Origin of the sequence: Streptomyces lomondensis, assembly GCF_014651035.1 — a bacterium.
Lineage (GTDB): Bacteria > Actinomycetota > Actinomycetes > Streptomycetales > Streptomycetaceae > Streptomyces > Streptomyces lomondensis.
The window spans coordinates 391,537-409,224 of record NZ_BMWC01000001.1 but is presented as its reverse complement, the minus strand read 5'-3'; the positions used below and the strand labels follow the sequence as shown (position 1 = coordinate 409,224).

Annotated in this window: 13 protein-coding genes; 7 read left to right on the top strand and 6 right to left on the bottom strand. The window is 72.5% G+C overall.

Going from position 1 to position 17,688, the window contains the following annotated elements:
• Positions 1-5: 5 nt before the first annotated feature.
• From IE255_RS01770 to IE255_RS01750, 5 genes are read left to right on the top strand one after another with little or no spacing between them, the layout of a single operon-like run.
• Complete coding sequence (locus IE255_RS01770; protein ID WP_190048303.1) at positions 6-1,349, top strand: O-antigen ligase family protein; 1,344 nt, start codon at positions 6-8, stop codon at positions 1,347-1,349.
• Complete coding sequence (gene murJ, locus IE255_RS01765) at positions 1,346-3,034, top strand: murein biosynthesis integral membrane protein MurJ (RefSeq protein WP_190048302.1); 1,689 nt, start codon at positions 1,346-1,348, stop codon at positions 3,032-3,034. Before IE255_RS01770 ends, murJ begins: the two co-directional genes overlap by 4 nt.
• Positions 3,018-3,782: a polysaccharide deacetylase family protein gene (locus tag IE255_RS01760; RefSeq protein WP_190048301.1), complete on the top strand. Its 765-nt coding sequence runs from the start codon at positions 3,018-3,020 to the stop codon at positions 3,780-3,782. The genes murJ and IE255_RS01760 overlap by 17 nt, the downstream gene beginning before the upstream one ends.
• Position 3,783: 1 nt before the next feature.
• Positions 3,784-4,935, top strand: coding sequence for a glycosyltransferase (locus IE255_RS01755; RefSeq protein WP_190048300.1), 1,152 nt, complete (start codon positions 3,784-3,786; stop codon positions 4,933-4,935).
• Positions 4,932-5,582, top strand: coding sequence for a YveK family protein (locus IE255_RS01750; protein ID WP_190048299.1), 651 nt, complete (start codon positions 4,932-4,934; stop codon positions 5,580-5,582). The genes IE255_RS01755 and IE255_RS01750 overlap by 4 nt, the downstream gene beginning before the upstream one ends.
• Before the next feature lie 47 nt (positions 5,583-5,629).
• Here IE255_RS01750 and IE255_RS01745 read toward each other — a convergent pair whose 3' ends face one another.
• Positions 5,630-6,805 carry a glycoside hydrolase family 26 protein gene (locus IE255_RS01745; RefSeq protein WP_190048298.1) on the bottom strand — a complete coding sequence of 392 codons (1,176 nt, stop codon included), beginning with the start codon at positions 6,803-6,805 and terminating at the stop codon, positions 5,630-5,632.
• Positions 6,806-6,974: 169 nt separating this feature from the next.
• Here IE255_RS01745 and IE255_RS01740 point away from each other — a divergent pair, with 169 nt between their 5' ends.
• Together IE255_RS01740 and IE255_RS01735 are read left to right on the top strand one after the other, a co-directional pair.
• Entirely contained in the window at positions 6,975-8,234 is a 1,260-nt protein-coding gene (locus IE255_RS01740; RefSeq protein ID WP_190048297.1) for a carboxylate--amine ligase, read from the top strand.
• A 2-nt stretch (positions 8,235-8,236) separates the two neighbouring features.
• Positions 8,237-9,502 (top strand): NAD(P)-binding domain-containing protein, encoded by a 1,266-nt coding sequence (locus tag IE255_RS01735; RefSeq protein ID WP_190048296.1) that lies wholly within the window; start codon positions 8,237-8,239, stop codon positions 9,500-9,502.
• A 126-nt stretch (positions 9,503-9,628) separates the two neighbouring features.
• Here the strand turns inward: IE255_RS01735 and IE255_RS01730 are convergent, their stop codons facing one another.
• From IE255_RS01730 to mmsA, 5 genes are all read right to left on the bottom strand, one after another.
• Positions 9,629-10,480: a chaplin gene (locus tag IE255_RS01730; RefSeq protein ID WP_229906245.1), complete on the bottom strand. Its 852-nt coding sequence runs from the start codon at positions 10,478-10,480 to the stop codon at positions 9,629-9,631.
• Between the two features lie 323 nt (positions 10,481-10,803).
• Positions 10,804-12,321: a vWA domain-containing protein gene (locus IE255_RS01725; protein WP_190048295.1), complete on the bottom strand. Its 1,518-nt coding sequence runs from the start codon at positions 12,319-12,321 to the stop codon at positions 10,804-10,806.
• 145 nt (positions 12,322-12,466) lie between these two features.
• Positions 12,467-13,333, bottom strand: a complete 867-nt coding sequence (locus IE255_RS01720; RefSeq protein WP_190048294.1) for an ABC transporter permease — start codon at positions 13,331-13,333, stop codon at positions 12,467-12,469.
• Positions 13,330-15,984, bottom strand: a complete 2,655-nt coding sequence (locus IE255_RS01715) for a CocE/NonD family hydrolase (RefSeq protein ID WP_190048293.1) — start codon at positions 15,982-15,984, stop codon at positions 13,330-13,332. The genes IE255_RS01720 and IE255_RS01715 overlap by 4 nt, the downstream gene beginning before the upstream one ends.
• 192 nt (positions 15,985-16,176) lie before the next feature.
• On the bottom strand, positions 16,177-17,679 hold the full coding sequence (gene mmsA / locus IE255_RS01710) for a CoA-acylating methylmalonate-semialdehyde dehydrogenase (protein ID WP_190048292.1): 1,503 nt from the start codon (positions 17,677-17,679) through the stop codon (positions 16,177-16,179).
• Positions 17,680-17,688 lie beyond the last annotated feature (9 nt).

The window sequence follows — 17,688 nt, the reverse complement described above, 5'->3', positions numbered from 1 at the left end:
CAGCCGTGAGTCACGCCCTGCCATCGCTCCCGCGCCGGACCGCCGCACTGGCGCCGGTCCTGCCCGTGGTGGCCATGCCCGTCCTGCTGGCCCTCCCGCTGACGCCGGACGGCGCGGGTCCCGCCGACGTGGTCTCAGGGCTGGCGGTGGTGTACTGCGTCATCCTCCTCCTGCGCGAACGGCGAGGCCCGCTGTCGCCCGCCGCGGCCGTGGTGCTGGGCCTGCCGGTGGTGGGGCTCGCGCTCGCCGCCGTGGGGGCCTCCTCGCCGGAGGCCGGGCTCACCGGCTTCGGCCGTTATCTGCAGGTCTTCGTGCTCGTCCCGGCGGCCGTGCTGCTGCTCCTCCGCGACCGGGCCGACTTCCGTCTGCTGGCCTGGTCGTTCGTGGGACTCGCACTGTGCCAGGGAGCTGTCGGCGTTCACCAGTACGTCACCCGGACCGGCGCCTCCTACCAGGGGGAGGACATCCGGGCGGTCGGCACCTTCGGGGCGCATGACGTGATGGGGATGGCGACGGCGGTCTCTCTCGGCCTGGTGTGCGCGGTCGGTATCGCACTGGGCCCGACGTCGGCACGGCAGCGGGCAACCGCCGCCGGGTGCGCTCTGGCGCTGCTGGCGCCGCTCGCGCTCTCCTTCAGCCGGGGCGCCTGGATCGCGACCGCGGTGGCGTGCGCTGTGCAGCTGGCGCTGGCCGGGCTGCGGCGTGCGCTGAAGGTGGCCGCGGCCGTTGCCGCCGTGGGCGTGATCCTGGTGGGCGGGTTCGGCGGCGGCACCGCGCCGCTGCAGCAGCGGATCGGCAGCATCACGCAGGTCACCGACGCCCCCGACCAGTCCGTCGTCGACCGGTACACCCTGTGGGCGGCCGCCACCGACATCTGGCGCCAACACCCCCTGACCGGTGTCGGGTTGAAGGGGTTTCCCGAGTACCGGGACGGGCACGCCACCCTGGCGCTGTCGTCGGGCAGCGAGACCGGCGGCGCGGGAGCGGGGTACCAGAGGCAGCCACTGCTGTCGCCGCACAACATGTACCTGCTGGTGCTGAGCGAGCAGGGCCTGATCGGGCTGCTCGGGCTCGCCGGGAGCTGGCTGGCCCTGCTGGTGTGCGGGCTGCGGAGGCTGCTGCGCGTCCGCACCCGGGGACCGGGACTCGACTGCGCGCTCATCTCCTGCGGGCTGCTGGTCTGGCTGCTGACCGATTTCGTGTACGGAGACATCGGCGGCCCCTCGACGTTGCTGACCGCCTTGGGTCTGGGGCTCGTGGCGTGGTGGGCGCTGGCCGGCGAAGAGCGGGGGGACGTCGTGCCGAGGCGCGGAGTGCGCGAGCCCGTCGAGAAGGCCGTGGGGCGATGACGGTGGTGCCTTCGCGAACACCCGGATCCCGCAGCGACGGCGCGGCGACCGTACCCGCGGCGCGTGCCGCCACCATGGCCGGGGACGGCGGCGACCCGGCCTCGGCATCCGGGAGGTTCCTCGCCAGGGCTGCGCTCGTCACGGCGTCGCTGTCCATCGCCGGCTCACTGCTCGGCCTGGTGCGCGACCAGTCGCTGGCGCGGCTGTTCGGTGCGAGGAGCGACACGGACGCGTTCCTGGTCGCGTGGACCGTGCCGGAGTTCGCCGCCACGCTGCTCATCGAGGACGGACTGGCGTTGGTGCTGATCCCGGCGTTCAGCATGGCGCTGGGCCGCCGCGCCCGGGGCGCCCCGGGCGATCCGGTCCGGGCCCTGGTCGTCGCCACCCTGCCCCGCCTCTGCCTCGCCTTCGCCGCGGTGGGCGCGCTGGTCGCCGGCACGGCTCCCTACCTGGTCCGGGCCCTCGCGCCCGGCTTGCCCGACCCCCGGCTCGCCGCCGAGTGCACCCGGCTCACAGCGACCTGCGTGCTGGCCTTCGGGCTCGCCGGGTACTGCAGCGCCGCCCTGCGGGCACACCGTCGCTTCCTTGCGCCCGCGGCGATCTACGTCGCCTACAACACCGGCATCATCGCCGCGATGTTCCTGTTCGGCGATCGCTGGGGCGTGCGCTCCGCCGCGGTCGGGGTCGCGGCGGGCGGCTGTCTGATGGTGGTGGTGCAACTGCCGTCGCTATGGCGGCAACTGGTGTCGCGCAGACCGGCCCTCGGCGCAGCCGGGGCCGAGGTCCAGGAGCGGACGATGCAACTCGGCCTGGTCGCCGCCGTACTCCTCTTCGCGCTGTCCCGCCAGTCGCAAGTCCTCGTCGAACGCTTCCTCGCCTCCTCCCTCCCCGCCGGGGCCATCTCGCACCTGAACTACGCGCAGAAGGTCGCGCAGATCCCGATGACACTGTCGCTGATGGTGTGCACAGTCACCTTCCCCGTGGTGGCGCGGGCGATCGCGGACGGCGACACGGAACGCGCGCGCAGCCGTGTGGAGCGAGATCTGGCGCTGGCCTCCTGTCTGGTGCTGCTGGGCATGTGCGCGGTGATCGCCGCTGCCCCGCAGATGATCGAACTGCTCTTTCAGCGAGGGGCGTTCACCGCGAGCGACACCGCGGCGACGGCGGGCGTCATGCGCGTGTACGCCCTCGGGCTGCTGGGCCAGACCCTGGTGGGCGCCCTGGTCCGTTCCTACTTCTCGGCGGGCCTGCCCAGCTGGTATCCCGCCGGCGTGATGACCGCAGGCATCGCGGTGACGTCCTTGCTCGGCGCCGCAACCGTGAGCGTCTGGGGTGTGGCGGGAATCGCCGCCGCCAACGCCTTCGGCATCACCGTCACGGCCGCCCTGCTGCTCGCCGGCTTGCGAACGGCGCGGCAGAACAGCCCCTGCGGCGTCTCGATCCGCATCCGGCAGGTACTGGCCGAGCTCAGCAGGCTCGTCGGCGCCGCGGTCGTCGCCACCGGCGCAGGAGCGATCGCCGCCGGCCTTGCGGAGTCCCCGGTGGCGGGTCTCGCGCTCGGCTGCCTGACCGTCATGGCCGTCTTCCTTCCGCTCACCTGGGCCCTGGGCGCCCAGGGCTCCGCATCCGCACTGCGTTCCGTACGCACCGTCACACGAAGGCTCACACATGGCCGCTCCCGTTGATTCCGTCGACACCGGCAGACTCCCCGCCCCGCGCCCGGGCCCGGCCCCCTGGGTGGCGATGTACCACTCGGTGGGCGACTGCTCGGACGACCCGTACCGCATCACGGTCACACCCGCGCGGCTCGGCCGGCAGCTGGCCTGGCTGCGCCGGCGCGGGCTGCGGGGCGTGTCGGTCGCCGAGCTGCTCGCCGCCCGCGCCCGAGGCGAGGGGCGGAACCTGGTAGGGCTCACCTTCGACGACGGGTACGCCGACTTCGTCACCCACGCCCTGCCGCTGCTGCGCCGTTGGGACTGCGGCGCCACCCTCTTCGTGCTGCCCGGACGGCTCGGCGGTGACAACGCCTGGGACCCGCGCGGCCCGCGCAAGCCGCTGCTGACCGCGGACGGCATCCGGCACGCGGCCGCCGAGGGCGTGGAGATCGGCTCGCACGGGCTGACGCACGTCGACCTCACCAAGGCGGACGACCTCACGCTCACATCGGAGGTCGCGGACAGCCGCGCGCTGCTCACGGAGCTGACCGGCGCCCCGGTCGACGGTTTCTGCTACCCGTACGGCACGATCGACGCCCGCGCCGTGGAGGCCGTACGGGAGGCGGGGTACACCTACGCCTGCGCCATCGACCCCGGCCCGTTGGCGGGGCCGCACGCCCTGCCGCGCGTGTACGTCGGCCAGAACGACACGTCCTGGCGCCTGCACCTCAAGCACCGCCTGCACCGGCTGCGGCGGTGCCCGGTGGAGGGCCTGTGAGATGAAAGCTCTGCACATCATCACCGGCCTCGGCGTCGGCGGGGCCGAGCAGCAGTTGCGCCTGCTGCTGCGCCACCTGCCCGTCGACTGCGACGTCGTGACGCTCACCAATCCCGGTGCGGTCGCCGAGGGCCTCGCCGCCGACGGCGTCCGCGTCGTGCACCTCGGCATGGGCGGCAACCGCGACGTGGCCGCGCTCCCGCGCCTGGTCCGGTTGATCCGCGCCGGGGGCTACGACCTGGTGCACACGCACTTGTACCGGGCCTGCGTCTACGGCCGGCTCGCCGCACGCATCGCCGGAGTCCGCGCGGTCGTCGCCACCGAACACTCCCTGGGCGACTCGCAGATGGAGGGCCGCAGGCTGACGGCCGGGGTCCGCGCGCTGTACCTCGCCAGCGAGCGGCTCGGTTCGGCGACGGTCGCCGTCTCATCGGCGGTGGCCGAACGCCTGAAGCACTGGGGTGTGCCCGCGCCCCGCATCGAGGTCGTCCCGAACGGCATCGACGTGGACCGCTTCCGCTTCGACCCGGAGCGGCGCGAGCGCACCCGTCGGCGCCTCGGCCTGCCGGACGACGCGTGGGTCATCGGGGGCGTCGGCCGTCTCGCACGGGGCAAGCGGTTCGACATCCTCGTCCACGCGCTCACCCGGCTCCCGGACGACCACTGGCTGCTGCTGGTGGGCGGCGGCCCCGAGGAGCGCGTCCTGCGCCGCACGGCGTACGAGGCCGGGGTGGCCGACCGCGTCCTGTTCGCCGGCGAACGCCCCTATGTCCCCGACGGGTCCCCCGGCCCCGACCTGCCCTCGCTCACCTCCGCGATGGACCTGCTCGCGTCCCCGTCCCCGGAGGAGTCCTTCGGCCTGGCGGCCGTGGAGGGACTCGCTTCCGGCCTGCCCGTGCTCTACGCCTCCTGCCCAGCGATCGAGGACGTGCCACCGGCTGCCGCCGGCGCCCTGCGCGTGCGCGGCGGCCCCGAGGCGTACGCCCGCGCGATCGCCGAGGTCCGCGCGATGGGCCCCCGGCCGCGCACGGCACCGGAGGTCGCGCACCGCCACAGCATCACCCGCAGCGCAGAGCGCCTCATGGACGTGTATGCGGCAGCGGTCTCCCGTTCGTCTTCGCCCGTCTCACCCCTGGGAGCCAGCCCGTCATGACCGACACTCCGACCCGTCAGCGCCGCCTGTCCCTGGCCCGTTTCAGGAGGCTGCCGTCCTGGTCCGTGCTCGCGGCCGGCACCCTCGTCGGGGGCCTGCTCGGCGGCGCGTACGGCGTGCTCACACCCCCGACGTACACGGCCACCAGCTACGTCATCGCCGTACCGGCGACGAAATCTCCTAATCCGGACTCCGCCCTGGGTTTCGCGCAGGCCTACGGCCGGGTCGCCAAGCAGCTCGCGGTGCTCGGGGACGCGCAAGTGTGGGCGGGCGTACCGGTGCGGACGCTGCAGCACAGCGTGCGCACGGCGACCTCGCCGGACGCGCCGATGGTCGCCGTCTCGGCCACCTCCTCGCGCCCCGACCTCGCCGTTGACATGGCCAACGGGGTCACGCGTGCGCTGACCCGGCACGCGGACGACGCCAGGGACAGCACCCAGGTCCGGCTCGTGCGGTTCTCGCGGGCGGTGAAGCCGACCGAGCCGACGTCCGCGTCAACGGCGGTGACCACTCTGGTGGGCGCGAGCGCGGGCGGACTGCTGTGCGGCCTGGCCCTGTTGGTGCGGCCGAGGAGGGCCGGCGAGGACGACGACCCTGCCCCGGCCGCCTCGGTGCCCGGCCCAACCGCCGCCGCCGATGCGCGGTGACAGCGGTGACGACGGTGGACCCGACCGCATTCGGCACCGAGGACGCGCTACCACCAGTCGAAACGGACGCAGAGCTTCCCACCGAGCCAGTACTCCACCCAGCTGCCCAGGTCAAGCGGCGTGCAGTCCTTCGGGAGCGGCGGTGTGGTGGGCGTGGGCGGCACCGGCGTGGGGACGGGGGCCGGCTCTTCGGTACGGCTCGAGAGGACGGACCGGTAGACGTCGGACGATCTCGGGTTGTCCCTGCACTGCCACACACCGTGCGGGCAGTAGTCGGTCAGCGTGTTGTAGAGCGGCCTGTGCTCCTCCATCCACGCGAGCATGCGCCGCATGTACTCGGGATTGTCACCGTTACGGAAGAGTCCCCATTCCGGGTACGAAATGGGTTTGCCGTGGGCCTTCGCGAAATCCACATGTGCCTGAAGACCGTACGGCTCGTTCACCTGCTCGTCGAACGACATCCCGTTCGGCTGGTCGTAGGAATCCATGCCGATGATGTCGACCGTGTCGTCCCCCGGATAGCACATCGTCCAGGGAACGGCGTCCCGGCCGCGGGTCGGCGTGAAATCGAACCGGAATTTCTGGCCCGGCACCGAACGCATGGTGGTGACGATCCTGTTCCAGTACTTCTTCCAGGCCTCCGGGTCCGGCCCGCAGCGATGGGTGTACGTGGTGCCGTTCATCTCCCAGCCGAGCACCAGGACCGTGTCAGGCACCTCCAGTTCGACCAGCCGCTCGGCGAGGGCCCGGAAGTGGTGATCGAACTCCCCGGCCGCGCCCTGCCGCAGCAGCTGCCGGACCTCGTCGTCGGAGAGGCCCTCCTCGTTGCGCTCCTGCATGGGGACGTTGACGACGAGGATGCGGTCGGCCTTCTCGTTGCGCCAGTGCGCCCACACGTCGAGGAAGCCGGGGGTCCCCTCGATGTCCCGCCAGTGGTGGCCGGGCAGATAGGTGTGGCCCACGCGGAGCTCGGCACCGCCGAGCCAGTGGCTGAACAACGGCATACGGGCCACGCCACGGGCATCGGACTTGAGGAAGGCACCGAAGGCCGGGACCTCCTTGCCCGGTGCTGGGCCGGCCGTCGGGGCCGGCGCCGGAGGGCGGGGGTCGTCGGGTCGCACCACCGCCGCCGGGGGACCGGACGCCAGGGCGGCGGAAGCGGCGACCGCCACCGCACCTGCGGCCAGCCAGCGGACCCGGATCCGCCTGTGCTGTGGGGCCATGCCTGCTCCTTTCTACGCTCTCGGCCCGCCTTGTTCCTCACTTTTCCTTGCTGACGAGCTGTCATATGAAGTCAGTCACAGAAAAGCCGATGGCGCCATTGCCGCTGGAGCTTTCGAGTGCCGCGCTCGCCCGTGCGGGTGAGCCGATCCCAAAAGAAAGAGAGAGTTCGTGTCGCTTCTCGACACCCGCGTCCCCGCCGTACTACTGCGGATCGACCGGAATCCCTTTCACCACGGAACGCTGGGGGCCGTGCGTTCGCTCGGCAGGGCGGGAGTGGAGGTGCATGTCGTCGCCGATGCGGCGGGAAGTCCCGTCCACCGGTCGCGTTACGTACGTGAGATGCATCCCCCGCCGCTCCCGGGAGCGTCCCCGGACGAAATCCTCGGCGTGCTGCGCCGGGTGGCCGACCGGGTCGCGCGTCCCGCGGTCCTGGTCCCCATGGACGACGCGAGCGCCATCGCCGTGGGGCGGATGCGGGACGATCTCGCCCCCTCCTACCTGCTGCCGACGTCGCCGTGCACGCTGCCCGAACGGGTCGCCGACAAGGCGGAACTGGCCGCGTTGTGCGCGTCCGCGGGCGTCCCGCACCCGCTGACTCTCGTCCCGGACAGCCCGGCCCGGGTCGCCGACGCCGCGCGGCAGCTCGGGCTGCCGCTGGTGGGGAAGTGGAGCCGGCCCTGGCTGGTGCCTGCCGGCAGCGGGCTGCGCAGCACCGTCCTGGTGCGCTCCGTACAGCAGGCCCGGGAGCTGTACCTGCGTACCGACGAGGCGGGAAGCCGGCTGCTGCTCCAGGCGTACCTGCCACCGGGACCGGACCGTGACTGGTTCTTCCACGGCTATGCCGACCACTCGGGCACCGTGCGCGCGGGCGGGCAGGGCCGCAAGCAGCTGGCCCGGCCGCGTGGAGCGGGGTCGACCGCGGTGGGCTGCTGGACGCCCAACGCTCAGGTGCACGCGCTGGCCGAGCGGCTCATCGGCGTACTCGGCTACCGCGGCATCTTCGACCTCGACTTCCGCCGCTGCGGCACGACGGGCCGCTATCACCTGCTCGACTTCAACCCGCGCCCCGGCGCCCAGTTCCGGCTCTTCGCGAACAGCGCGGGACTGGACGTCGTACGCGCCTTGCACCTGGACCTGACGGGCCGTCCACTGCCGGACGGGGTTCCGGTGGTCGGGCGGGCGTTCGTGGTGGAGAACTACGCCCCGCTCGCCGCGCTGCGAGCGGCGCCGGGCGGGCGCGAACTGGCCTGGTACGCCCGGGACGACCGCGTTCCTGGATGGGCCATGTGGGCCCTGTGGTGCCGTCATGTCTCCCGTCGGCTGCGGGAGCGGCTGGGTGCGACGGCGACGGCACCGGCGCCACGGCTGATCCCCCGGGCGGCCTCGGCCTCGCCCTCCCTGACCGACAATGAGAAAGCGAGCATGTGATGATGTACGACCTTCTGGTGGTGGGCGCCGGACCGTACGGTCTGTCGATCGCGTCCCACGCCGCGGCCGCCGGGCTGAACCTGCGCGTGTTCGGCCGGCCCATGGCGTCCTGGCGGGACAACATGCCCCGCGGGATGTTCCTGAAGTCGGAGCCGTGGGCATCCAACCTCTCCGATCCTGCCGGGCGGTGGCGCCTGGACGCATACTGTGCCGAGCAGGGGCTGACGGCACGTCACGCGGAGCCGATTCCGGTCGAGGCGTTCGCGGCGTACGGCCTGTGGTTCGCGCGCCATGCCGTGCCGGAGGTGGACGAGCGCACGGTGGCCCACGTGGCACCCGGCCCCGGTGGCTTCACGGCGGTCACCGAGGACGGGGAGGAGCTGCACGCGCGGACGGTGGCACTGGCCGTCGGCGTGATGCCGTTCGTGGAGGTACCGCCGGCACTGCGGGGACTGCACCCCGCGCTGGTGACGCACAGCAGCCACCACAGCGACCTCGACTGCTTCCGCGGCAAGGACGTCACGGTCATCGGCGGCGGCCAGGCGGCCCTGGAGACCGCGGCGCTGCTCGCCGAGCAGGGCACGCGCGTACGGGTGCTGGCGCGGGCGGAGCGGCTGCGGTGGAACGATGTGCCGCCGCCGTGGGAGCGCCCCTGGTGGCAGTCGGTTCGCTCCCCGCACAGCGGCCTCGGTCCCGGCTGGCGGAACTGGTTCTACTCCGAGCGCCCCGGCCTTTTCCGGCGTCTGCCGGAGCCGTCCCGGGCACGCATCGCGACCACGGCGCTGGGGCCGGCGGGCGCGTGGTGGGTACGGGACCGGGTGGAGGGCGTGGTGGAGCTGCTGCCGGGGCACGAGGTAGCCGCGGCCTGTGCGGTGCCGGGCGGAGTGCGGCTGGACACGGTGAGCCGCGAGGGCGCCCTGCGCGCCCTGGAGACCGAGCACGTCATCGCCGCCACGGGGTTCCGGGCGCGCTGCGACCGGATGCGGCTGCTCTCCTCCGAGCTGCGCGGGACGCTGACGACCCTGCCCGACGGCTCCCCTGCGGTCGGGCGGACCTTCGAGTCCTCCCACCCCGGCCTGTTCCTCGCGGGCCTGGTGACCGCCTCCGGCTTCGGCCCGGCCATGCGCTTCGTCCAGGGCGCCGGCTTCACGGCGGCGACACTCGTCCGAGGGGTACGACGACGACTCGGGACGCCCCCGGCGCGCGGGACGGTCCCCGCACCGGTGGGCAGCAGCCGGAACGACTCGCCGGCACCGGTACGCCGCTGACGGAGAAGCGCGCGACCGCCTCGGATCGCGGACGGGCGGACCGCTGGCCAGAGTCGTCAGCGGCCCGCCCGTCTGCCACTGGGCCGGTGTGGTGCCGGGCGGGTCGCATCCGGCACCAGGGAACGGCTACCTGGAGGAGGTGGCGCGGCCGCGGCGGTGCATCAACACCCCGCCCGCGATCAGTGCGGCACTGGCGGCCGAGGCAGCCAGCAGGCCCTCACTGCCGGTCTCGGCCAGCTGGGGTGCCTCCTCCCGCGCCTTGCCGACCGGAGGCGGCGTCTCGCTGCTCCGCGTGGGAGGCGGGGTGTGCCTGCTGACGGGCGGAGGAGTCGCGTGGTCGTCGGCGGGCGGCGGCGTCTTCTTCCCACCGGGCGACGCAGGCGTGTCGTCCTCGACGCCGTAGCCGGAGTCGCCGTACGAGGGCTTGGTCGACCGGTCGTCCGTCCCGTACGAGTCGCCGTCGCCGCAGACGTTGCCGTACGCGCGGCTGATCGCCGCGACCGCATCGATGCCGTTGCCGCACACGTTCACCGGGACCCGGACCGGCATGACCACGGTGTTGTCGGACAGCACATCGGGAGAGTCCTTGCCGGCTCCAGCCGCGTGCGTGTCAGCGTGGCCAGCGCTACCGGACGAGGGGCTGGCAGTCCGGTCGTGCGTCCCGTACGCGTGCTTGGCAGTCCGGTCGTGCGTCCCGTACGCGTGCTTGGTCGACCGGTCGTGCGTCCCGTGCGAGTCGCCGTCGCCGCAGGAGTTGCCGTACGCGCGGCTGATCGCCGCGACCGCGTCCAGGGCGTTGCCGCACACGTTCACCGGCACATCGACCGGCACGGCGACGGTGTTGTCGGACAGCAGATCGGGAGAGTCCTTGGTGGCTGCAGCCGCTTGCGTGTCAGCGAGGACGGGGCTACCGGACAGGGACAGAATGCCCGTGGCGGCGGCCGCCGCGAACACTGCCCTGCTCAGGGTCTGTCGCAATGTCGTTGTCTTCCTGCTCGAAGAATCCGGAAAGCCGACCTTGGAACGAGATCGACATCCAAGGCCGGCCATGCCACAGCCGGAAGGCTGGGAGAGGCGTAGGGAACCCACGACTCACAGACGAGAACGGCTGCGCCAAGAAGCCCGTGTGACCGCGGGCGAAGCAGCGGACGACCCGGGCTGAGGAGTCGGGTTGAGCACTGCGCGTTCCTTTCTCGTAGCGCCGCATGCTCTACTGCTTCATCAACACGGCGCTTGGGAATTGGTTGCGCAGGTTCACCCGGTTGGACCGGGCCGCATGAGGAAAGGCCGGGGCACCCTTCTCAGCCTCGGTGGCGGTCCGCCTGCTCGATGGCCTCGGCGAGTTCGCGTACTGCCTTGTCCTCCGTGGTGTCCGCCAGATCGCGGGCGTGGCCGGCGAGCTCGCCGAGGGTCGGGGCGCCCGGCAGGCGGCTGTAGCGGTCCTCACCCGAGCGGAGGGCGTCTGCGAAGTAGCCTGCCACCGCTGTGAGCCGGAAGCGGCTGGGGGCACTGCGCACCGAGTCGTGCAAGGCGTCGGTCTCCAGGTCGCCGGTCTCCTCGTGCGGGTCGCGGGTGTCCGGGTCGAGCCAGCGGACGGTGGCGGTGGCGAGGTGGCCCTCAGCGCCCGGTTCGGTGCGGACGGCGTACAGGGCGGTGACGGTGTGGCCCGGGCCGACCTCGCCGCCGTCGACGCGGTCGTCGCGGAAGTCCTCGTCGGCGACGCGGCGGTTGTCGTAGCCGATCAGCCGGTACTCCTCCACCGTCTGGGGGTCGAAGGCGACCTGGGCCTTGGCGTCGCGGGCGGTGAGGTCGATGTGGCGCGGGAGTTCCTCGCAGAAGACCTTGCGGGCCTCGTCCTCGTCGGACACGTAGACGGTGTGGCCGTCGCCCTTGTCGGCGAGGGTCTCCATGAGTGCGTCGCCGTAGTCGCTGCCGACGCCGACGCCGAAGAGGGTGATGCCGTGCTCGCGGCGTTCGCCGGAGATCTTCTCCAGGATCGTGTCCGCGTCGGTGTCGCCGGTGTTGGCGAGGGCGTCGGAGACCAGGACGACCCGGTTGGTGGCGCCCTCGCGCAGGCCCTCGACGGCGGTCTCGTAGCCGGTCTCGACACCGGCGCCGAGGTTGGTGGAGTCCTGGGTGTCCAGATCGGAGATGACGTCCTGGATCTCGTCGCGGTTGCCGTCGAGGCGGGTCATGGGCAGGACGGTCTCGGCCTCGTCGCTGAAGGTGACGAGCGCGACCGAGTCGTCGTCGCGCAGCCGGTCCGTCATCACCGACAGGGACTCCTTCGCGAGGTCCAGGCGGCCCGGTTCGGCCATGGAGCCGGAGACGTCGAGGACGAAGGTCAGGGCGGCGGGCGGGCGTTCGCCGGTGCGCTCCGTGGTACGGGTGGCGAGGCCGACGCGGACCAGGGACCAGTCCTCGTCGTCGGTGCGGGCGCCGTCGACGGTGACCGAGAAGCCGTCGCCGTCGGGGCGTTCGTAGTCCTGGCGGAAGCTGTTGACGAACTCCTCGGGACGGACCGTCGACGGGTCGGGCAGCCGGCCGTCGGCGAGGGCGCGCCGGGTGTAGTCGTAGGAGGCGGTGTCGACGTCCAGGGCGAAGGTGGAGAGGTGGTCGGGCGCCTCCCGGCGGTCCTCCCGCTCGCTGGTGCCCTGGCTCTCGGCGGGCGCGGGCCAGCCCGAGCTGTGGTCCTCGCGGTCGGCGGTGCTGCTGCCGTCGCTGGTGTCGCCGCCGCCGCACGCGGTGAGCAGCAGGCCGCCCGCCGCCGTGAGTGCGAGCAGCAACTTGCGTGTCCGGTACCGCTCGTACGGCTTCATCGTCCGTGCCCCCTTGGTCCGTCGGCATCTTCTTGCGACTGTGACGGCGCGGGGGGCCGGAACGTGCGGTACGGAGCGTTGCGGAAGCGTCTCGAAGCGGCCACGGAGGCGGCCCGTCGAGACCGGTGGGTGATCCTCCGTTGACCTACGAGACGACGTCCTTGCGGGCGAAACCCCGGAAGGCCAGGGCGAACAGCACCAGCGCGTACGTTACGGAGATGGAGGCGCCCTGGATCATGTCCGTCCACTGCAACTGGGGCTGGACGGCGTCGAGCCAGGCGTACTGCCAGTGCGCGGGCAGGAAGTCGCGCCAGTCACCGAGGGCCGTGACCTCGTCCAGGACGCTGCCGATGATGGTGAGGAACACCGCGCCGCCGACCGCGCCGAGCGGGGCGTCCGTCCGGGTCGACAGCCAGAACGCCAGGGCGGCGGTGACCAGTTGGGACACCATGATGTACACCACGACGATCAGCAGGCGCTGCGCGGCGGTGCCGGTGGGCAGGGTGCCGCCGGTGGGCAGCTGGAGCGGGCCCCAGCCGTAGGCGGCCGTGCCGACGATCAGGGCGACGACCGGCAGCAGGACGAGCGCGGCCAGGCTGAGGGACAGTCCGACGGCGAGCTTGGACCACAGCAGCCGGGCCCGGGGCACGGGCGCCGCGAGCAGATAGCGCAGGGAGGACCAGCTCGCCTCCGAGGCGACCGTGTCGCCGCAGAACAGCGCGACGGGGATGACGAGCAGGAAGCCGGCGGAGGCGAAGAGGTTGACCGCGGCGAAGTTGGCTCCGGACGCGGTGGCCGTGTCCATGAGGTTCACGCGCTGGTTGCCGCCGCCCGGCTCGCCGCCGACCTGGAAGGCGACGAGCAGGATGATCGGCAGGGCGAGCAGGACGCCGCCCATGACCTGGGTGCGGCGCCGCTTCAGCTGCCGGACCAGCTCGACGCGGAAGGGCAGGGTGCGGCCCGCGCGGTAGCCGTCGGCGACCTCGACGGGCGGCTCGGCGAGCTTGCTCATGCTTCGGCTCCGATCAGGGTGAGGAAGGCGTCCTCCAGGCGGCGGTGGGGGCCGACCGAGCGCACCGCCACGTCCAGCCGTACGAGGTCGGCGACCAGGCGCTGCGGGGTGCCGTCGGCGTCGAGCTGGACGAGGAGGCCCTCGTCGGCGCGTACGGCCGAGGCGACGCCCGGCAGGGCGGCGACCTTCTCGACGATCGGCTCCTCCACGGGCGTGGCCGTGCCCACCAGGAGCGTGTCGCCCGAGCCGACGATGTCCTCGACCGGGCCCGCCTGCACGAGCTGTCCGTGGTCCATCACGACCAGGTGGGTGCAGGTCTGCTCCACCTCCGCGAGGAGATGGCTGGAGACGATGACCGTGCGGCCGGCGGCGGCGTAGCGGATCATCACCTCGCGCATCTCGCGGATCTGGGGCGGGTCCAGGCCGTTGGTCGGTTCGTCGAGGATGAGCAGGTCCGGCAGGCCGAGCATGGCCTGGGCGATGGCGAGGCGCTGGCGCATGCCCTGGGAGTAGGTGCGCACGGCGCGGGCGAGCGCGTCGCCCAGGCCCGCGATCTCCAGGGCCTCCTCCATGTGCGCGTCCTCGGCGGGGCGGCCGGTGGCGCGCCAGTACAGCTCCAGGTTCTCCCGGCCGGACAGGTGCGGCAGGAAGCCCGCGCCCTCGACGAAGGCGCCGACGCGGGAGAGCACCGGGGCGCCCGCGCTGATCGCGTGGCCGAAGACGCGGATCTCGCCGCCGTCGGGCTTGATGAGGCCCATCAGCATGCGCAGGGTGGTCGTCTTCCCCGCTCCGTTGGGGCCGAGGAGGCCCAGGACCTGGCCCTTCTCCACGCGGAACGACAGGTCCTTGACGGCGTACCGGTCGGACGACTTGGCGTACCGCTTGGTCAGGTCCGTGATCTGGAGGGGGACTTCGGCGAGCGCGGGGTCGGGCGGGGCGGGGGCGGCCGTGCGGCGGCGGCCCGTGAGGACCAGCGCCAGTGCGATGCCGGCGCCGGTGAGCGGCAGCCACCACACCCACGCGGGCAGCGGGCCCTGGGTGTTGCTCTGGCCGAGGCCCGAGGGGACCTTCAGGTCGCCCTTGAGGGAGACGGTGTACGTCGCCGGGGCCGTCGGGGAGGCGTAGCCGAGGTCCGTCGAGGCGAGGACCAGGCGCAGCCGGTGGCCGTCGTCGATCTCGTGGTCGATCGCCGGGAGGGTGAAGGTGACGTCCTTGCCCGCCTTGGCGCCCTCGACCCTGATGGGCGTGACGAGCTGGGAGGGCAGGACCGGCTGGGTGCGGCCCGGGCCGACGTCGTAGAGCTTGGCGAAGAGCACGGCGTCGTCGCTGGTGGACTTGACGTGGACCGTGGCGGTGGGAGAGCCGGTGATCTGGAGGTCGTCGTGGAACGGCGCGGACTCGAACGCGGCGAACTGGCCGGGGAAGTCGAGGGAGACGCCGATGCCGAGCGTGGACAGCTGGCTCAGTCCGCCGGCGCCGCCGAGGCCGGGCAGGGCGGAGACGCCGGGCGGACTGGCGCCGGGCGGATTGTCGAAGCTCTGCTCGCGGCCGGCCAGGGCGAGGGAGCGCCGCTCGCTCTCCAGGCCCGGGTAGCGGTCCGAGGTCACGCCGGTGAGGCGGGGTTCGCCGTCGCCGGAGCCCAGGCCCAGGGTGCGGGTGACGCGGAAGGCGGGGCCGGTGTCGGTGCCCTTGTCGTCCTTCAGGTAGCGGTCGAACCAGGACGTCACGCGGCCCTGGACGCGGCTGGTCTCCATGTCGCCGCCGTCGTGGCCGCCGGCGATCCAGTCGACGTCGACGGGGGCGCCGCCCGCGCGGATCGCCTTCGCCGCCTGGTCGGCCTGGCCGAGCGGGAAGAGGGAGTCGGACTGGCCCTGCACCAGCAGCGTCGGCACCTTGATGTTCTTGCCGACCGCGGAGGGCGAGCGCTCCTCCAGCAGCTTGCGTGCCTCGGCGTCCGGTGTGCCCGACTCGGCGACCCGCTCGTACATCCGGCACAGCGCGGGTTCGAACCGCTCGCAGCCGCCGCCGGAGTTGACGAAGATGCCGGCCCACAGCTTCTTGAACACGCCGTTCGGGAACAGCGCGTCGGCGAGGTTCCAGTACGTGATCGCCGGGGCGATGGCGTCCACGCGCTGGTCGTGGCCCGCGGTGAGCAGGGCGATGGCGCCGCCGTAGGAGCCACCGGCCATGCCGACGCGGGGGTCGCCCTTCTTGTCGAGCTCGACCTGCGGCTGCTCGGCCAGCCAGTCGATGAGCTTCGAGACGTCGGCGACCTCGCCCTTCGGGTCGTTCAGCCCGATCTTCCCGGTCGACTTGCCGAAGCCGCGGGCCGACCAGGTCAGGACCGCGTAGCCGTCCCGGGCGAGGTCCTCGGCCTGCTGCCGTACGTCGTTCTTGCTGCCGCCGAAGCCGTGCCCGAGCAGGACGGCGGGGCGCCGGCCGGCTCCTGTGGAGGTGAAGAACGAGGTGTCTATGCGCACGCCGTCCTGGGTGTTCAGGAGCCGGTCGGTGCGGTGGACCGGGGGCGTCTCGTCGTTCGCGACGGCCGTCCATGTGCCCGCGCCGGCGAGCACGACGACGGCGGCCCCGGCGGCGAGCAGCCTCCGGGGCCTCCGAAGCAGCCCGCGGAGATCGGGCAGTCGAAGATCCATGCGTCAACGGTACGGGGTGAACCTGTCGATGAGTTGTCGACCGGAGACCGAAGTGCGGGGCCTTCCAGGGGTGTACACGGAGTTTGTGGCGTACTGCGGGTGGTGTACGGGGTCGAGCTCGGGTGGTGCTGTGGTCTGCCGGGTGCGGGTGCGTTGTGGTTGGTCGCGCAGTTCCCCGCGCCCCTGAGGCCCTCAGTGGTTGCGCGGGAAGCCCAGGTCCACGCCCGCCGGGGCGTCGGCCGGGTCCGGCCAGCGGGTGGTGACGACCTTGCCGCGGGTGTAGAAGTGCGTGCCGTCGTTGCCGTAGATGTGGTGGTCGCCGAAGAGCGAGTCCTTCCAGCCGCCGAAGCTGTGGTAGCCGACGGGGACCGGGATCGGGACGTTCACGCCGACCATGCCGGCCTCGACCTCCAGCTGGAAGCGGCGGGCCGCGCCGCCGTCCCGGGTGAAGATCGCGGTGCCGTTGCCGAAGGGCGAGTTGTTGACGAGGTCCAGGGCCTCCTCGTAGGTCTCCGTGCGCAGGACGCACAGGACCGGGCCGAAGATCTCGTCCTGGTAGGCCTTGGCGCTGGTCGGCACCTTGTCGAGCAGCGAGATGCCGATCCAGTGGCCGTCCTCGAAGCCGTCGACCGTGTAGCCGGTGCCGTCCAGGACGACCTCGCAGCCCTCGGCCGCCGCGCCCTCGACGTAGGAGGCCACCTTGTCGCGGTGGACCTTGGTGATCAGCGGGCCCATCTCGGAGGCCGGGTCGTCGCCGGGGCCGATCTTGATCTTCTCGGCGCGCTCGCGGATCTTCTCCACCAGCTCGTCGCCGATGGCGCCGACCGCGACGACCGCGGAGATGGCCATGCAGCGCTCGCCCGCGGAGCCGTAGGCCGCCGAGACGGCTGCGTCGGCCGCCGCGTCCAAGTCGGCGTCGGGCAGGACCAGCATGTGGTTCTTGGCGCCGCCGAGCGCCTGGACGCGCTTGCCGTTGGCGGAGGCGGTGGTGTGGATGTAGCGGGCGATCGGGGTCGAGCCGACGAACGAGACGGCCTTGACGTCCGGGTGCTCCAGGAGGCGGTCGACGGCCACCTTGTCGCCGTGGACGACGTTGAAGACGCCGTCGGGCAGGCCCGCCTCGGCGAGCAGCTCGGCGAGCTTGATGGACGCCGACGGGTCCTTCTCCGACGGCTTCAGCACGAACGTGTTGCCGCAGGCGATGGCGAGGGGGAACATCCACATCGGCACCATCGCCGGGAAGTTGAACGGCGTGATGCCCGCGACGACGCCGAGCGGCTGGCGGAGGGAGGAGACGTCGACGCGGCTCGCCACCTGCGTGGACAGCTCGCCCTTCAGCTGCACGTTGATGCCGCAGGCCAGGTCGACGATCTCCAGGCCGCGGGCGACCTCGCCGAGGGCGTCGGAGTGCACCTTGCCGTGCTCGGCGGTGATCAGCTCGGCGATCTCGTCGCGGTGGGCGTCGAGCAGCGCCCGGAACTTGAAGAGGATGGACGTGCGCTGGGCCAGGGAGGACTGGCCCCAGGTCGTGAAGGCCTGCTTGGCGGCTGCCACCGCCGCGTCCACCTCGTCGACCGAGGCGAACGCGACCTTCGTCGTGACCTCGCCGGTCGCCGGGTTGGTCACCGGCCCGTGCGTGCCCGAGGCGCCTTCGACGGTCTTGCCGCCGATCCAGTGGTTGACGATCTTCGTCATGGCCGGGAA

What these genes read in the sequence shown, in the direction of transcription:
- murJ (WP_190048302.1), top strand. Translation starts at nt 1,346, where the DNA reads ATGACGGTGGTGCCTTCGCGAACACCCGGATCCCGCAGCGACGGCGCG.
- IE255_RS01760 (WP_190048301.1), top strand. Translation starts at nt 3,018, where the DNA reads ATGGCCGCTCCCGTTGATTCCGTCGACACCGGCAGACTCCCCGCCCCG.
- IE255_RS01755 (WP_190048300.1), top strand. Translation starts at nt 3,784, where the DNA reads ATGAAAGCTCTGCACATCATCACCGGCCTCGGCGTCGGCGGGGCCGAG.
- IE255_RS01750 (WP_190048299.1), top strand. Translation starts at nt 4,932, where the DNA reads ATGACCGACACTCCGACCCGTCAGCGCCGCCTGTCCCTGGCCCGTTTC.
- IE255_RS01745 (WP_190048298.1), bottom strand. Translation starts at nt 6,805, where the DNA reads ATGGCCCCACAGCACAGGCGGATCCGGGTCCGCTGGCTGGCCGCAGGT.
- IE255_RS01735 (WP_190048296.1), top strand. Translation starts at nt 8,237, where the DNA reads ATGTACGACCTTCTGGTGGTGGGCGCCGGACCGTACGGTCTGTCGATC.
- IE255_RS01725 (WP_190048295.1), bottom strand. Translation starts at nt 12,321, where the DNA reads ATGAAGCCGTACGAGCGGTACCGGACACGCAAGTTGCTGCTCGCACTC.
- IE255_RS01720 (WP_190048294.1), bottom strand. Translation starts at nt 13,333, where the DNA reads ATGAGCAAGCTCGCCGAGCCGCCCGTCGAGGTCGCCGACGGCTACCGC.
- IE255_RS01715 (WP_190048293.1), bottom strand. Translation starts at nt 15,984, where the DNA reads ATGGATCTTCGACTGCCCGATCTCCGCGGGCTGCTTCGGAGGCCCCGG.
- mmsA (WP_190048292.1), bottom strand. Translation starts at nt 17,679, where the DNA reads ATGACGAAGATCGTCAACCACTGGATCGGCGGCAAGACCGTCGAAGGC.